The sequence below is a fragment of the Paraburkholderia tagetis genome (assembly GCF_022213065.1).
GTDB lineage: Bacteria > Pseudomonadota > Gammaproteobacteria > Burkholderiales > Burkholderiaceae > Paraburkholderia > Paraburkholderia tagetis.
In genome coordinates, this window is record NZ_JAKLJA010000015.1 from 1 (window position 1) to 15,572 (window position 15,572).

15 protein-coding genes and 1 pseudogene are annotated in these 15,572 nt (G+C 65.8%); 7 read left to right on the forward strand and 9 right to left on the reverse strand.

Annotation, left to right across the window (positions count from 1 at the left end; genetic code table 11):
* Window positions 1–228: 228 nt before the first annotated feature.
* The 5 genes from L5014_RS18665 to L5014_RS18685 all read right to left on the reverse strand — a co-directional run bounded on the left by L5014_RS18665 (window position 229) and on the right by L5014_RS18685 (window position 4,706).
* Complete coding sequence (locus tag L5014_RS18665; RefSeq protein ID WP_238465225.1) at window positions 229–381, reverse strand: DUF6496 domain-containing protein; 153 nt, start codon at window positions 379–381, stop codon at window positions 229–231.
* 80 nt (window positions 382–461) lie between these two features.
* Window positions 462–2,105 (reverse strand): GMC family oxidoreductase, encoded by a 1,644-nt coding sequence (locus L5014_RS18670; RefSeq protein WP_238465226.1) that lies wholly within the window; start codon window positions 2,103–2,105, stop codon window positions 462–464.
* Window positions 2,095–3,030 carry a gluconate 2-dehydrogenase subunit 3 family protein gene (locus L5014_RS18675; protein WP_238465227.1) on the reverse strand — a complete coding sequence of 312 codons (936 nt, stop codon included), beginning with the start codon at window positions 3,028–3,030 and terminating at the stop codon, window positions 2,095–2,097. The genes L5014_RS18670 and L5014_RS18675 overlap by 11 nt, the downstream gene beginning before the upstream one ends.
* Window positions 3,027–3,959 (reverse strand): hypothetical protein, encoded by a 933-nt coding sequence (locus tag L5014_RS18680; RefSeq protein ID WP_238465228.1) that lies wholly within the window; start codon window positions 3,957–3,959, stop codon window positions 3,027–3,029. The genes L5014_RS18675 and L5014_RS18680 overlap by 4 nt, the downstream gene beginning before the upstream one ends.
* A gap of 210 nt (window positions 3,960–4,169) precedes the next feature.
* Entirely contained in the window at window positions 4,170–4,706 is a 537-nt protein-coding gene (locus L5014_RS18685) for a PRC-barrel domain-containing protein (RefSeq protein WP_238465229.1), read from the reverse strand.
* 328 nt (window positions 4,707–5,034) lie between these two features.
* On the opposite strand from L5014_RS18685, the gene L5014_RS18690 reads away from it, so the two are divergent.
* Window positions 5,035–6,009: an NADP-dependent oxidoreductase gene (locus L5014_RS18690; protein WP_238465230.1), complete on the forward strand. Its 975-nt coding sequence runs from the start codon at window positions 5,035–5,037 to the stop codon at window positions 6,007–6,009.
* A gap of 620 nt (window positions 6,010–6,629) precedes the next feature.
* Here the strand turns inward: L5014_RS18690 and L5014_RS18695 are convergent.
* Window positions 6,630–7,493 carry an SDR family oxidoreductase gene (locus L5014_RS18695; RefSeq protein WP_238465231.1) on the reverse strand — a complete coding sequence of 288 codons (864 nt, stop codon included), beginning with the start codon at window positions 7,491–7,493 and terminating at the stop codon, window positions 6,630–6,632.
* A gap of 189 nt (window positions 7,494–7,682) precedes the next feature.
* Here L5014_RS18695 and L5014_RS18700 point away from each other — a divergent pair, with 189 nt between their 5' ends.
* The 3 genes from L5014_RS18700 to L5014_RS18710 all read left to right on the forward strand — a co-directional run bounded on the left by L5014_RS18700 (window position 7,683) and on the right by L5014_RS18710 (window position 9,758).
* On the forward strand, window positions 7,683–8,750 hold the full coding sequence (locus L5014_RS18700) for an SDR family oxidoreductase (RefSeq protein WP_238465232.1): 1,068 nt from the start codon (window positions 7,683–7,685) through the stop codon (window positions 8,748–8,750).
* A gap of 267 nt (window positions 8,751–9,017) precedes the next feature.
* Window positions 9,018–9,179, forward strand: coding sequence for a DUF1328 family protein (locus L5014_RS18705; RefSeq protein ID WP_238465233.1), 162 nt, complete (start codon window positions 9,018–9,020; stop codon window positions 9,177–9,179).
* Between the two features lie 39 nt (window positions 9,180–9,218).
* The gene (locus L5014_RS18710) at window positions 9,219–9,758 is read left to right on the forward strand and encodes a Dps family protein (protein ID WP_476638958.1); all 540 of its coding nucleotides are present in this window, start codon (window positions 9,219–9,221) and stop codon (window positions 9,756–9,758) included.
* Between the two features lie 600 nt (window positions 9,759–10,358).
* Here L5014_RS18710 and L5014_RS38815 read toward each other — a convergent pair.
* The 3 genes and pseudogenes from L5014_RS38815 to L5014_RS18725 all read right to left on the reverse strand — a co-directional run bounded on the left by L5014_RS38815 (window position 10,359) and on the right by L5014_RS18725 (window position 11,639).
* Window positions 10,359–10,727, reverse strand: coding sequence for a hypothetical protein (locus L5014_RS38815; RefSeq protein WP_338019304.1), 369 nt, complete (start codon window positions 10,725–10,727; stop codon window positions 10,359–10,361).
* A pseudogene (locus tag L5014_RS18720) lies at window positions 10,708–11,027 on the reverse strand (DUF2778 domain-containing protein); the annotation flags it as partial. The gene L5014_RS38815 and the pseudogene L5014_RS18720, both read right to left, overlap by 20 nt.
* A 27-nt stretch (window positions 11,028–11,054) precedes the next feature.
* Window positions 11,055–11,639, reverse strand: coding sequence for a DUF6496 domain-containing protein (locus L5014_RS18725; protein ID WP_238465235.1), 585 nt, complete (start codon window positions 11,637–11,639; stop codon window positions 11,055–11,057).
* Between the two features lie 190 nt (window positions 11,640–11,829).
* Between L5014_RS18725 and L5014_RS18730 the strand changes: the two genes are divergently transcribed.
* The 3 genes from L5014_RS18730 to L5014_RS18740 all read left to right on the forward strand — a co-directional run bounded on the left by L5014_RS18730 (window position 11,830) and on the right by L5014_RS18740 (window position 15,175).
* Window positions 11,830–13,191: an MFS transporter gene (locus L5014_RS18730; RefSeq protein WP_238465236.1), complete on the forward strand. Its 1,362-nt coding sequence runs from the start codon at window positions 11,830–11,832 to the stop codon at window positions 13,189–13,191.
* Window positions 13,192–13,470: 279 nt separating this feature from the next.
* The gene (locus L5014_RS18735; protein WP_238465237.1) at window positions 13,471–13,719 is read left to right on the forward strand and encodes a hypothetical protein; all 249 of its coding nucleotides are present in this window, start codon (window positions 13,471–13,473) and stop codon (window positions 13,717–13,719) included.
* A gap of 103 nt (window positions 13,720–13,822) precedes the next feature.
* Window positions 13,823–15,175 (forward strand): GAF domain-containing sensor histidine kinase, encoded by a 1,353-nt coding sequence (locus L5014_RS18740; protein ID WP_238465238.1) that lies wholly within the window; start codon window positions 13,823–13,825, stop codon window positions 15,173–15,175.
* Window positions 15,176–15,572 lie beyond the last annotated feature (397 nt).

Here is a 15,572-nt window from a genome sequence, read left to right on the forward strand (position 1 = left end):
GAACCACTTCGCTTAACGGCAAGAGGTGTACTGCGTCACACTGGCGGTGTGAGCCGCTTTCTTTTGCCTACTTTTCTTTGCGGCTGCAAAGAAAAGTAGGTGCCGCCCCGCACAGGGGCAACGCTAATAGACCGACGCGAATACAAGGAAACGCGAAAAAGCCCGCGACGGAAACGCGAAAAAGCCCGCGACGGAAACGCGAAAAAGCCCACAACAAAACCACAATCCCTACTTCGATTGTTTCTTCGGAATTTTGGCGCCCGACTTACGGGCCTGATTCAAAGCGATCGCAACCGCCTGCTTCTGCGATTTTCCCTGCTTCATTTCCGTCTTGACGTTCTTCGAAATGGCTTCGCGTGTTTTTCCCTTGGTGAGAGGCATGATGATTCTCCGTTGAGAAACACCTTCATTCACGCATGACTCGTGCCTGCGCGCGTTACAGCGCGCCACCCACCGACCCGTTACAACTCCCCCCGCGCCGCAAGCACGCCGATCCGGTCCGCCGTGCGGCAGGCAACCGCCTGAATCGTGAGCGACGGATTCACGCCGCCCACGGTGGGAAACACAGACCCATCGCAGATCCACAAATTCGGAATGTCCCAACTGCGGCAATCAGCGTTCACCACGCTCGTGCGCGCATCGCTGCCCATGCGCGCGGTGCCGTTCAGGTGGCAGGTGTCGTCGTCCTGGGTCCAGATGTCGTGCGCGCCCGCCGCGTCGAGCGCGCGGCTCATGTAATCGAGCGCGTGACGCACGAGCCGCCGGTCGTTATCGCACATCGACCATGTCACGCGCGCGATGGGCAGCCCGAGCGCGTCCTTCTCCTCGGCCAGCGTGACGCGGTTGCGCTCCTGCGGCAGGGTTTCGCCCACGACCTTCAGGCCGGCCTGATGGTTGTACAGGCGCATCTCGTCCATCAGCGCGTCGCCCCAGAGGCCGCGGCTCGTCTGCGTCACGGCCCACACGAGCGGCAGCGGCCCCTGGCTCATGTAGCAGTAGCCGCCGTGAAAATCCTTGCCTTTGTCCTCGTAATTCCAGTGCTCCGTGAGCGCGAGCGAGGGCGGGCCCTTGTACCAGCGGATCTCGTCGTCCATCGTGCCCCACGCGGCCTGGTTGGCCTGCACCATCAGGTTCTTGCCGACGAGCCCGGAACTGTTCGCGAGCCCATCGGGATAGCGCGAATTCGCGGAGAGCAGCAAGAGGCGCGGCGTTTCGATGGCGTAGCCCGCCACCACCACGTTACGCGCGCGCTGGAATTGCCAGCGCCCCTCGCGATGAAAATGCACGCCGCTCGCGCGGCCTTTTGCATCCGTTTCGATGCGGCCGACCATCGCGAGGTCGCGGATCTCGGCGCCGGCGCGCACGGCGCGCGGTATCCACGTGACCAGCGCGCTCTGCTTGGCGTTCGTCGAGCAGCCGGTGACGCAAAAGCCGCGATAGACGCACTGGTGCGCGTCGCCGCGCGGCGCGGAGAGCGTGGCGAGCGGCGTGGGCGACCACGGTATGCCGAGCGCTTCGCAGCCGCGCGCGAGCACGAGGCCCGCCGCGTTGATTTCGTGCGCGCGGTAGGGGTAGCGCGGGCGCTTCGGGCCCCACGGGTAGCGTACCGGCCCCGCGATGCCCAACGCCCGCTCGACTTCGGTGTAGTAGCGCCACATCTCGCGCCAGTCGAGTGGCCAGTCCGCGCCGTAGCCGAGCCGCGTGCGTGCCTGGAACCACTCGGGCCGAAAGCGCAGGGACACCATCGCGAAGTGCACCGTGCTGCCGCCCACCGCCTTGCCGCTGTTGTTGCTGCCGAGTTGCAGGGGATTTTCGCCGTCGCAGAGGCGTTCGTCGGTCCAGTAGAGCTTGGCCTGGTCGGTCTCGTCGGAGGCGAATTCCTCGAGCGGGCGCCACCACGCGCCCGCGTCGAAGGCCACCACGCGAAAGCCCACTTCGGCCAGCCGGCACGCGAGCGTCGCGCCGCCCGCGCCGGTGCCGACGATGGCGAAATCGACCGCGTCGTCGGGCGAGTATTCGCGCATCGGCATCCAGCCGCCGCGCCGGAACACGTCGGGTGCGCGGCCGTGTCTGCCGCGCGGCGCTTCGCGCGCGTCAGCGCACACGCTGGTTCTCCCTGCGCACGGCTTCGTAGGCGCTGGCGTCGTCGGCTGGGTCGTTGTCCTTCGTTCCGGGCGCTTCCACGGCCTCCCAGGGGTCGCGCCGGTTGAAGTAAAGGCGCACATAGCCGCGCGGATTCGCGGGTCCGCCAAAGCCGAGTTCGCTCCAGGCCGCGGGATGCGACCAGTACGCGGCGCTCAGGTCATGCAGCACGCGTTTGGCGAAGAACACGCTGGAGGGCATGCCACGCCACGCTGCGCAGCGCAGCTCGCCGCGCTGCATGTGGGCGATCAGCGCGTGGCGGTCCTCCGTACCGAGGCGATGAAATGGTTCGCCGAACGCGGCTTCGCTTTCGGCGTCGAGCGCGGCGAGCCCCGTTTCCCATGCTTCGCGCAATGGCGGCAGGCGCGCGTCGCGAAAGCCGTCGCGGCGGTCCGCGAGCAATTTGCCGTCTAGCAGCGCCGCGAGCGGGACGGCGGGTGCGGCGCTTTCGGGGATTACCGTGCCGGCGGCGTGAGCGGCGTGAGCGGCGTGAGCGGCATGGTCGGCATGAGCGGCATGGTCGGCATGAGCGGCATGGTCGGCATGGTCGGCATGAGCGGCATGGGTGGCATCGGCGGCATGGGTGGCGTGAGTGGCATGGTCGGCATGAGCGGCACTGGTGGCACTGGTGGCTCGGTCGGCACTGGTGGCCTGAGCGGCATGAGCCGACACGCCGTTGAGTGCGGCGCCGTTTCCCGGTTCGCCGTGCTGCGGGATGACGCACGCGCAAAGCGCCAGCAGCGTTTGCCAGCGCGCTGCGTCGAGATGGCGTGGCGCGTGGGGCGTGCCAAGGCGCGCGTCGATCACGGCGCGCGTGGGTGCGTCCCAAGAAGGCGTGTCGCGTTTGGCGAGGACATCGTAGCCGGGGTAGCGCGGCGCTTTGCTCATCGTTCGGTCTCCCGCATGCGCAGCGCGGCGAGGCCGGCGAGCGCCAGCGCACTGAACGACGGCGGTGCGGGCAGCGGCGGCCCGGCGAAGAGATTCTGCGACCAGTTGCGCCAGCCGCCTTGCGCGCGCGCCACGCCTTGCGCATGAAAGCCCGCGCCCGCAAAGCCGAGCGCAGTCGTGATGCGCAGCCACGCGCGCGCGAACGCGCTCGCCCGCGCGGCGTGCCGCGGCGGCGCGAGGGCGGCGTGCATCAGCAGCGCGCCGCCCACGGGCGCGATCGTGACCGGCGCGTACATCGCCGGATGCTGGTAGGCACCGCGAAAATGCAGCAACGCGGCTTCTGCCGCCGTGCCGAACAGGCCCACCCCGGCCACCAGTGCGAGCGCCTTGCCGGCCGGCATGCCGAAGAGCCGCGGGTCGTGCTCCGGCTGGTCGCGCAACTGCTCGGCGACGCTGCCCAGCACCCCGGAGAGCAGCAGTGCGAAGGGCGCGCCCAGCGGCGCGGCGTAAAAGAGGTTGTGCCAGCTCAGCGCGCCGGGGCGCTTCGTGACGTTGTAGAGATGGAACGCGGTGCCCGCCGTGCCGGTGGCTGCACTGCCGATCTGGATGGCGTGGCGCAGATGGTGCGAGTACGCGCGCTGATCCGCGCCGCCGTGCAGCGCCGCGCCAAGCGAGGCGAACGCGACGGTGGGCGCGACATACATCGCACGATTCTCGAAGCCGCCCCGGTAGTGTTCCATCGTGCTATCGGCGAGGGTCGAAAGCGCGAGCAGGGCGGAGCCGTAATTGAACGCGCGCGCGGCGGCCACGTGCTTGCCCGGCGCGTCGGCGTGCCGGGCGTGGCGCAGATTGCGCGTGGTCCAGAACGCGAGCACCGCGCCGGCCGCGACGCTGACCATCCCGGTGGCGACGCGAGTCGCTTGTGACATGGCGCGTTCTCCTGTCGTGGCCTGTCGTGACATGCAGTGACCCGTCGTGACGTGCAGTGGCATGCCGTGACCGGTCCGGGTGAGTCGGTGCGCTTGCCCCCATGCGTCGTCCGAAAAAACGGGCAAGCCCTCGTCGGCACCTCACGTTCCGGCGTGCTCAGCGCGGCAACGCGCGCCGTGCCGTGCCCGCAGCAAGCTGCGTGCCGCGCGTCAGAGCTCGCGGTCGCCGCGTTCGACCGATCCCGGCGATCCCGGCGATCCCGGCGATCCCGGCGATTCGGGCGATTCGGGCGGCACGTCCTCGCCGCGTTTGGCGAGCAGACCGTTTTCCCAGTACCCAGGCGTGCCGTAGTACTCGTGCACGGCCGTGCCCCACTCGAGATCGGCCATTGCGGGCCAGTGATCCTTGTCGAAGCCCGGTGCGTTCTTGACCCGCTCAGCGGCCACGTTCAGCACGAAGCATTTGTGGGTGGTGTCGAGCGTGAGCGCCGACCAGGGCAGCGCGAGCAGCTTGTCGCCGATACCGAGAAACCCGCCGCTCGACATGACGGCGTAGACGATGCGTCCGCTCGCGACCTCCAGCATGATCTCCTTGATCTTGCCGATTTCCTGGTTATCCGAACTGAATACGCGGTCGCCGTCCAGCGTGCTTGCCGCCATGACATAGGGGCCGGGGCCGGCCGCGGTTTCGCTGCCTTTGCCGACGATGCGAGCGCCGGTTTGCGGGGAATCGGGATGCATGGCCATGATGTGCTCCTCAATTGAGCGGTGAGTGGACGCAAAGCGCCCGGGCCGGCAGCCTCCGGATAGCGTGGGCGAGGGCGCCAGGCGTTGCAGCCGGATTTCAGCAACGCGCGGGCCTGGCGGCGCCGAATGAACGTAACCGTGGACGTAACCGCGAACCCGACCGCGGGCGTAACCGCGAACGCAATCGTGCGCGAGACATGAACGCAGGAATGCGCTTCAGAGGAATGGCGGCACGATTCCCGGTGAACGGGCGTGGCTTTTGCGAATGCGCAGTGAGACGCGCGCACGACGCGCGTTGGCCGATATCCGCACGTATGGAGGAGCAACCATGCAACCGGTACAACAGGCGTTACCCGAAACGATGCGCGCGTGGCGCGCCACGCGGTTCGGCGGGCTCGACGCGCTGAATTGCGAGAGCACGTCCGTTCCGCTGCTATACGGCGACGAGGTGCTTGTCGAAGTGCAGGCCGCCGCGCTCAACCCCGTCGATCTGAAGACGTTGCATGGGCTCTACCCGGCCGTCGCGCAGCACGATTTGCCGTTCACGCTAGGGCGCGACGTCGCTGGAGTCATCGCGCAAGGCACGCGGCGCGCGGCGGGGTGGGAGCCGGGCACGCGCGTCTGCGCGTTCGTGGGCCAGGGCCCGGGCGCTCTCGCCGATTATGTGAGCGTCAGCGCAAGCGCGCTCGCCAACGCGCCGCGCGCGGGCGCCGTCGATACGGCGGCAGCCATCCCGCTGGCCGCGCTCACGGCGTGGCAGGGGCTGTTCGACTACGGCAAGCTCGAGCGCGGCCAGCGGGTGCTGATTCACGGCGCGAGCGGGGGTGTCGGACGCTTCGCCGTGCAGTTCGCGCGCCACTGTGGCGCGCATGTGATCGTGACGGCTTCCGCGCCCACCCACGATGCATTGCGCGCGCTAGGGGCCAGCGAAGCAATCGATTACCGGCACGACGGCTTCGAGGATCTCGCGGGCGAGGTCGATCTCGTTCTCGATCTCGTGGGTGGCGCGGTTCAGGCGCGTTCGTGGGGCGTGCTCAAGCACGGCGGCGCGATGGTTTCCGCGCTCGATGAGCCGTCGCAGATTGAAGCCGATTCTCATGGCGCGTTTGCTGCGCGCTATACCGCGCGCCCGGATGGGGCGCAGCTCGAGCATATTGTTGCGCTGTTTGATCAGGGGGCGATCAAGGTCGAGGTTGCCGAGCGGTTTAATTTTGGGGATGTAGGGGGCGCTTTTGAGCGGATGGAGAAGGGGCATCTGCATGGCAAGCTTGTGGTTATGAGGGAGTGGCATCAGGTGGTTTGAAGTGGCCTGGGTTTTTTGTTTTTGCTGGGTTTCTGGTTTTCTGGTTTTCCTGTTTTCGTGTCGGTCTATTAGCGTCGCCCCTGTGCGGGGCAGCACCTACTTTTCTTTGCAGCCGCAAAGAAAAGTAGGCAAAAGAAAGCGGCTCAAACCGCTAGTGTGACGCCGTCCACCTCTTGCCCGTTATCGAAGTGGTTCCGGGGCATCCGTCTCCTCGCGCCACACAACTCAGTGACAAAGGGCTCTTTCATCCGGCGGCGCTTCGCGCGCCGTAGGGCATAACTAATTAAACCGTTGGGGTGCCTGTTCTGTCGGTTGCCCCCCCGCTCCATTTCAAGCGTGACATGTAAGGACTACATAGATGCGCATTCAGCTCGTTCCGGTGGCGCCTTCGACGGCGGGTCGCCTTCGGGCAGCGGTGGCGGTTCGTCGTCCGGTCGCGGCGGCGGGGGCGGAGGCGTGCGTTCTGGGTCGTCCACCGGGTCCGTCGGCGGTAAATGGAGGGATGGGTTCAAGGCGTTCGATACGTTCGATACGTTCGATACCTTCAAGGTGTCAATGGTCGTCATGGCGGGTTCCGGAAATTGCTGGGTGTTCGGTGGCGGGCATCTGCGAAGGCGTTCTCAGATGAGCGGTGTGCCGCCGGTCACGGCGAGCGTTGCGCCGGAGATGTAGCTGCCTTCGCATGAGGCAAGCAGCACATAGGCGCCGGCGAGTTCGGCGGGCTGGCCGGGTCGTTTCATCGGCGTGGCCTGGCCGAACTCGCGCACGTGCTCGGGTGGCATCGTGGAGGGAATCAGCGGTGTCCAGATCGGTCCGGGCGCCACGCAGTTCACGCGTATGCCGCGCTCGGCCACGAGTTGCGCGAGCCCGCCCGTGAAATTCTGGATCGCACCCTTCGTGGCCGCATAGGCGAGCAATGTCGGCTTGGGCCGGTCGGCGTTGATCGACGCGGTGTTGATGATTGCGCCGCCTGGCTTCATGTGCGCGATCGCTTCGCGCGAGATGCGAAACATCGCGCCGATGTTGGTGTCGAAGGTGCGGTCCCATTCGTCGTCGCTGATCGACTCGGCCGATTCGTGTGTCATCTGATACGCGGCGTTGTTCACCAGCACGTCCAGTTTGCCAAAGGTGTTCACGGTGGTGAGCACGAGTTCGCGGCACCATGCGCGATCGCGCACGTCGCCAGGCAGCAGCAGCGAGCGTCGTCCGGCTTCCTCGACCCAGTCCGCGGTTTCCTGCGCATCGTCGTGCTCGTCGAGATACGCGATGGCGACGTCGGCGCCTTCGCGCGCGTAGGCGATGCAGACCGCGCGGCCAATGCCGCTGTCGCCACCCGTGACGAGCGCGATTTTCCCGGCGAGGCGGTTCGAGCCGCGATAGCTCTTTTCGCCGTGGTCGGGCTGCGGATGCATCGGCGCGGTGAGGCCAGGCGTGCGGTGCTGTTGCTGCTCGGGCAGTGGCGGGGTGGAGTGCTTTACGGACATGGCGCTTCCTCGTGATTCTGGATTGGATCTTCAATGTGGCCGCATTAGCTGTGCCACGAATCTGCATGGGCACAGCATGAGCACGCACGAGCACAGCACGAGCACGGCGCGAGCACAGCGCGAGCGCTCCGGGCATCCTCGGGAGCGGCGGTCCGTCCGGGCACGGCATGGACGTTGCGGAGGTTCCGCATGAACCATCAGGAGTGCCATGTCATGGAGCGAACCGAGCGAACGCAGAACAGGATCGTCCTGGTGACAGGAGCCGGTGCCGGCGTGGGACGCGCCGTCGCGGAGGAATTCGCGCGCGCGGGCTACGACGTGGCGATGCTTTCGCGTGAGCCGGAGCGTCTCGCACGCGCCGCCGCGCAGTTGCGCGGCTATGGCGTGCGGGTGCTCGCGATTCCAACCGACGTGGCCGACGCGCAGGCGGTCGAGTCCGCCGCCTCGCGGGTGGAAAGCGAGCTTGGCGCGATCGGCGTCTGGGTGAACGTTGCAATGGCAACGGTCTTTGCGCCGGTCTCGGCGTTATGCGCGCGCGATGTGGAGCGCGCCACGCAGGTCACGTATCTCGGCCAGGTCTACGGCACCATGGCGGCGCTCGCGCGCATGCGCCGGCGCAATCGCGGCACGATCGTGAATGTGGGGTCCGCGCTCGCATCGCGCTCGGTGCCCTTGCAGGCTGCCTACTGCGGCGCGAAGTTCGCGGTGCGGGGCTTCACCGACGCGCTGCGCTCCGAAATTCTGCACGACGGCCTCGACGTGCAGCTCTCGCTCGTCGATCTGCCCGCTATCAATACGCCGCAATTCGACTGGGCGGCCAACCGCACCGGAAAGCGCGCGCGCCCCGTCGCGCCCGTCTATCAGCCCGAAGTGGCGGCGCGTGCGATCCGCTTTGCGGCCGAGCATCGGCGGCGCACGCTGTGGCTCGGCTGGTCGACGGCGCGCGCGATCGCGGCGGACCTGCTGGCGCCTGGTCTCGTCGATCGCTATCTGGCGAGCGCCGGCTATCGCGGCCAACTGACCGACGAGCCGCGTGCGAGCGATGCACCCGATAACCTCCATGCGCCAGTGCCGGGCGACTTCGACGCGCACGGCCGCTTCGATAGCGAAGCGCGCAGCGCCGGGGCGCCGCTCTTTACAGAGCGCCATGCGCAGGCGCTCAAGGGCGGCGTGGCGCTGGGGCTGCTGGGGCTTTTCGCAGCGGCCTTGCTGGGTACGCGCTGGGGTGAGCGCCGCCAGGTGCGGGACCCATCGTGACGTGGCGTGGTACTGGGCCGCACATTGCGAGTCCGACCCAGTTTGTAGCGATTACCTGTAATGCTTGAAGCGCATTTGCGAGGCGTCGAAACCAGTTATGGCACCGCCACGCGATTCAATGCATGCGAGCCGCGCGGGCATGAACCGGAATTGCAAGGCACGACTGTTGCGTAAAGGAAGACGTGGCCATGCGACGCAGATTGATTCGTCCTGGCGGCAGTTTTTTCCGGTTCGGTGCTTGCGCACCGCATTATTCAGGAGCCGACAATGCTTTATTACGCCGTCGTGTTTTTTATCATCGCCGTGATCGCGGCTATCTTCGGGTTTGGCGGGATCGCAGCCGGCGCGGCGAGCATCGCCAAGATCCTGTTTCTGGTCTTCGTCATCCTGTTTATTGTCAGCCTGCTGTTTGGCGCTTTGCGGCGTTAGTGACGTTAGTGACGTTCAACGCAAGCCATCGAGCTTTGACTGTCGAAAGGAGTGAGCACTATGACGGAATCCAGAAACAAAAGCGGTTCGGAAGCAAACTTGACCACCCCGACGGACCTGGGGCAGGACGCCCGCAAGGAGGTGTCGGCGGGTCTCACGAAGCTGCTCGCGGATGTCTTCGCGCTCTTCGTCAAGACCAAGAACTTCCACTGGCACGTGAGCGGCCCGCATTTTCGCGACTATCATCTGCTGCTGGACGATCAGTCCACGCTCGTCTTTGCGATGATCGACCCCGTTGGCGAGCGCGTGCGCAAGCTCGGCGGAACTACGCTGCGCTCGGTGGGCGAGATTGCGTCGCTCAAGCGGATTGCCGATAACGACGAGGCGTTCGTGCAGCCCGAAGCGATGCTCGACGAACTGCGTCGCGACAACGAGTCGCTCGTGCGGTTCATGCGCGAGCTTCATCAGGTATGCGAAGAAAAGGAAGATGTCGCGACGGCCAGTCTCATCGAGAACTGGATCGATCAGACTGAGGAGCGCGTCTGGTTCTTGTTTGAGACCACGCGGCATACTCGGTGAGGTGTGGTGGGGCGCGCGTGTTGCGCTCGCTCGGCGCGCGTTCGAGCCGCCTTTTTTTGCCGCCCGCCGCGCGTCGTGGAAGACCGATGATTTAACGGGGGGCCGGCTGACCCGGCCTATTCGTATTTCGTGGGGACTGGGTTTGTCGCGTTTCCCTTCGCGTTTCCTTGTATTCGCGGTGGTCTATTAGCGTTGCCCCTGTGCGGGGCGGCACCTACTTTTCTTTGCAGCGGCAAAGAAAAGTAGGCAAAAGAAAGCCGCTCAAACCGCTAGTGTTACGCCGTCCACCTCTTGCCCGTGATCGGAGCGGTTCCGGAGCGTCTGCCACCACGCGCCATCCAACGGAGTGACTAAGGGCTCATTCCTCCGGCGGCGCTACGCGCGCCGTGGGGCATAATCAAAAACAATCAGGATGCCTGCTGATCGGTGCTGTTCATGCGTCTTCGAGTGCCCAGGCAGAACCCTTGGTTTCCCATGCAGACCCGACCGCTGCGCGCGTAGCGAGCAGCGGGATGTGCGGGCCCTTTGTCACTCAGTTTGAAGGTGCGAGGTGACGGATGCCCCGGAACCACTTCGATTAACGGCAAGAGGTGTACTGCGTCACACTGGCGGTTTGAGCCGCTTTCTTTTGCCTACTTTTCTTTGCGGCTGCAAAGAAAAGTAGGTGCCGCCCCGCACAGGGGCAACGCTAGCAGACCGACACGAACACAAGGAAACGCGAAAAACCCAGCACCGCCATAGCTTCATGATCGCCACATAGGCAAGCACTGCCACGAGCAAATCGATAGCCAGCATCACCGGGACATAAACATCATCGGCTTCACGCAGACCCAGGCCATTGGCGATACTCAACCATCTAAGTGCATCCCTCTCCGGCATCGGCCCATTCCGACCAATACAGCGCACGGATAGAAGGAACAGGCCGATAAATAGCGCGATCTTGAAAACCCTACGGGCAAGCGTTGCCATACGTGGTGTGCAGTAGTGCGTTACGGATTCTCAGAAAATCGACGCGGCTCGGCAGGGTAATGCAACCGAGCGAGAGCCCATCGCCGCCCATTGGATGAAGCCGAAGCTGTCCGCGCTCAACTCCATTGATCCAAGTGGTGTCGTCGATTTTACCGTCGTCCCGATACAGCGCGAACCATTCAGAATGGTAAGACAGCCTGAACGAATACCACCCGCAGGCCGGTCAACAATCCAATATTTGCCGGCCGGGAGTGGTCCGTTTTCGGGCATCGCAGAACATGCGGCGACGCCGCCGCCGCGACGCGTTCCAGTCGCTCACAGCTCTAACTAATGCGCCTGGCGGTGCGCGTGTTGCGCTCGCGCGGCGCGCGTTCGAGCCGCCTTTTTCGCCGCCGCCGAGCGGCCCGTTGCGCCCTTGGTCTGCACGGCCTTCTTCGCCGCTGCCGAGCGACCCGCGGCGCCCTTCGTTTGCACGGCCTTTTTCGCCGTCGCCGAACGGCTTGCCGGCGTGCGTCGCGCTGCGGCGCTTTGCGCCTGCTTCGATATCGCCTTCTCCGATGCGCCGGCCTTGCTCTCGCGCTTGAGCGCTGCGGTGCTCGCGCGTGCGCGTTTCGCCGGCGACTCGGTGCTGGCGCTGCTGCGCTTCTTGTGCTGGCCCGCAGCGCTGTCCTGCGCGGCCTTCTTGCGCGTTGCCTCGCTGGTTTTTCCCTTGGCAGGCGGCTTCAGGTCGACGCCTGCGCGCCGGGCCTTCGACAGGCCAATCGCCACGGCCTGCTTCGCGGAGCGCACGCCGTGCTTGCCGGCACGCACCCGGTCGACTTCTTCCTTGACGAACTCGCCTGCCTGAGTGCTGGGCGCCTTGCCTGCGCGCTTGTCGGCGCGCGCACGCTCGATCGTTTTGTGCTCGGGCATATGAGGTCCTCCTGCGGAGTGAGTTTCACCGACGATGCGCGCAACCGCTGTGCCGCGCGCTTCGTTCGCGCACTCGTGGGCGGGGTGGCGCATTCGCAGCGAAGGTCACTCGGCGCGGCGGAACAGGCCTTGCGCGCCACGGCGGGGCTATCAGGAAGATGAGGAAGACGGGGGGATGAGGAAGATGCCGATGCATGAGCGCTTGCAGTATCCGGCGACGCTGGACCGCCGCGCCTCGCTCGTCGCGGCGGCCGTGCTGCTGGGCGTGCTCTACGCGGGCAGCACGCTCGTCACGCCGCTCTATCCACTTTATCAGCGCGCGTTTGGTCTCGCCGATCTCACCGCCACGCTCGTGTATGCGACCTACGTGATTGGCAACCTCGGTGCGTTGCTGTTTTTCGGCGGCGTATCCGACCAGGCGGGGCGCCGTTTCGTGAGCCTCGCTGTTCTCGCAATGGCGGGGCTTAGCACGCTGTTGTTTCTGTTCGCCGAGTATCCGGCGCTGTTGTTCGTTGCACGCGCGGCGAGCGGTCTTTGCATCGGCGTGGGCGCGGCCACCGCGACGGCCTGGATCGCGGAGCTGCATCCGGGCGCCGACAAGGCGGGCGCCAGCCGCCTCGCCGCCGCCGTCAATCTGGCGGGCCTCGCGGCGGGCGTGCTGATATCGGGGCTGCTCGCGCGCTATGCGCCCTGGCCGCTTCATACCGTGTTCGCGGTCTATCTGCTCACGCTTGCCGGCACGGCGGCATGGGTGGCCCACGCGCGCGAAACCGTGCAACGAGCGCAAAGCGCGCATCCAATGCAGCGCCGCTTTTCAGGTGAATCCTCCGATGGACGCTCAGGTGGTCCCTCGCGTGCCTCCTCGAATGCACCCTCGAATACCTCCTCGAATGCGCCCTCGAATGCGCCCTCAAATGCGCCCTCAAATGCGCCCTCGAATGCACCCTTGCTCGGCGAGCTCAAGCCCCGCATTGGCGTGCCGCGCGAGCTGAGGGCGGCGTTCGTCGCGCCGGCCGTGACCGCGTTCGCCACCTTCGCGCTGCTGGGCTTCTACGCGGCGCTGTTGCCCAATCTGCTCGCGCGCGATATGCATCTGAGCAGCCCGGCCTGGAGCGCGGTGGTGGTCGCCGAGCTTTTCGCAGCGGGGGCGCTGACTGTCGTGCTGGCGCCCCGTTTCGCCGCGCACGTCACCATGTTCGTCGGCTTGTGGCTGCTGCCGCCGAGTCTCGCCATGCTGCTGTGGGCGCAGGTGGCGGGCTCGCTCGCGCTGCTGGTGGTGGCGACCGCGCTGTGCGGTGTCGCGTCGGCGCTCGGCTTTCGCGGCAGCTTGCAGGAGGCCAACCGGATCGCGCCTGCGAGCCAGCGCGCCGAGCTGCTGGCGGCCTGGCTGCTGTGCTGCTACAGCGGGAATTCGCTGCCCGCCGTGTGCATCTCGCTGCTCGCCCGCCGCATCGGGCCGCTGTGGGCCGATGTGGCGTTCGCGGGCGTCGCCGTTGCGCTGGCGTTCGCGGCGCTCGCCATCGGTGCGTGCCAGCGTCGCCGCGCCCGATAAACTAAATCTACCCGCCCCACGGAACCGCGCCGACCGCAAAGCGACCTCCGGTGCGGAAACGCGTAAATTCGTCGCCAAAGCCGCATCGCCCGCAGGCTTTCGGTGGCGCGCCTGGCCGTAACGGGTCCCATACGTACAGGCTGGAGAGGCGCTGTGCCCATATCCATTGCTTCCGGATTCAACTACGCTGTCCTTAAAGGTGGCTCAACGGACAGGGTCCCGGCGGCGGACACCGGACACCATAGCGGACACGACAGCGGCGGACACGACAGCGCCACAATGAAAAAATATTGTCTCGTGGTATGCGCGGGCATCGGCAATCTGCAGACGGTGCCCATTTGGCGTGGCGTCGTGAAGTTCGGCGTCACGGTATCGGCGTGGCGTGCCCACGTCGACAGAGAGCGGATCGAAGAATCGCTGACGCTCGAACTCACGGGAATCACGCCCGCACGGCTTGAAGAGTTCGTTTCGTATCTTACGGATGGCGACGCGCTGATTCGCGCTTCCATTACTTCCGTTAGCGTCTGATTCGCCGCGCACGCCTCGCACGTCTGGTTTATCCGGCGAATCTGATGTTGCAGGCCCTCTCTCTTGCCCACACGATTTTTTCCGTCTCACGCACGGAGTCAGCATGAACCGCGATAGCCCGGATGTCGTGACCGCCGATGCAGTGCTCGTTACCGAGGACCTTTCGCGCCGGCCCATCGCAATGCGTAACTATCAAGCCGAGTGCGCGGCGTTGAGCGGGCTCGGAAAGCAGATGGCCGTCAATGCGCGGCGCGTCCCGCAAACCGTGGCCGAACTCGCGCTGGACCGGTGCCGCGCGGATTCCGCCGGCGTGACCATGATCGAGCCGCGCATGACGGGTGAGCGGGGCGAGAAGGGTGAGCGGGGGGAAAGAGGCGAACGAGGTGGACGCGGCGGAAGAGATGAGGCGGAAAGCGTTCTGCGCCTCGTCGCGATTGCCGGTCCGCTTGCGTCCTGCGCCGGCCGCGGCGCGCGACTCGACGAGACGCCTTGCGGCACCGCCATCGAGCGCAACACGGTCCTGCTGGTTCGCGAGCCCGCGCGCTACTTTGCGGCGCTGCGCCGCGTCGAGCCGCAGATTCACGAAGCGTTGATCGTGCCCTGCGCCATCGACGGCGAGATCGTGGGCGCGGTCTGGGCGGCCACGCACACGTATGACAAAAGATTCGACGCTCAGGATGCGCGCTTTCTCGGCGACCTGGGCGCGTTCGTAGCCGCCGCGCAGCGAATGACCGGTGCGCTGGAGCAGGTGAACCTCACCCACCAGACCGATCGCCGCAAGGACGAATTTCTCGTGACGCTCGCGCACGAGCTGCGCAATCCGCTGGCGTCGATCAGCAACGTGGCGCAACTCTTGCTGCGCAATAACGCGGCTGCGCCAGCGCCCGAAGGCATCGCCGAGATCCTGAACCGGCAGGTGCATCAGGTGACCCGTCTCGTGGACGATCTGCTGGACCTCTCGCGCATCGCCCAGGGCAAGCTCGAGTTCGACATGCGGCCCACCGCGCTGGCCGATGCGGTGCGCAGTGCGGTGGAGTCGTGCAGGCCGTATTTCGATGAGAACCGGCAGACGCTCACGGTCTCGCTGCCCGAAGCGCCGGTCATGCTGACGGCCGACAGCGTGCGCCTCACGCAGATCATCGCGAATCTGTTGCATAACGCGGCCAAATACAGCGAACCAGGCGCGCAGGCATGGCTGACCGTGACCCGCGACGGCAGCGACCAGGTGCTCATCTCGGTGCGCGACAGCGGCGCGGGGATTCCGAAGGAGCAGCTTGGGCACGTCTTCGAGATGTTCGTGCAGGCGCACCGCGATACGGCGCGAGGCAAACGGGGACTCGGGATCGGGCTCATGATGGTGAAGCAGCTCGTTGAGCATCACGGCGGGCGCGTCGAGGCGCGCAGCGCGGGCCCCGGGCTCGGTAGTGAGTTCGTTGTGTCGTTGCCGGAGCGTTGATGGATTGGAAGGGGTGGCTTTTTCGCTTTTGCTATTGTCGCGTTTCCTTGTGTTCGTGTCGGTCTATTAGCGTTGCCCCTGTGCGGGGCGGCACCTACTTTTCTTTGCAGCGGCAAAGAAAAGTAGGCAAAAGAAAGCCGCTCAAACCGCTAGTGTTACGCAGTACACCACTTGCCTTTAATCGGAGCGGTTCCGGAGCGTCTGCCACCACGCGCCGTATAACAGAGTGACTAAGGGCTCACTCCTCCGGCGGCGCTACGCGCGCCGTGGGGCATAACCCAAAACCATCAGGATGCCTGTGCATCGATGCTGCGCAAGCGTATTCGAGTGCGCAGACAGCACGCGTGGTTTCCCATGCAGACCCGACCGCTGCGCGCGTAGCGAGCAGCGGGATGGA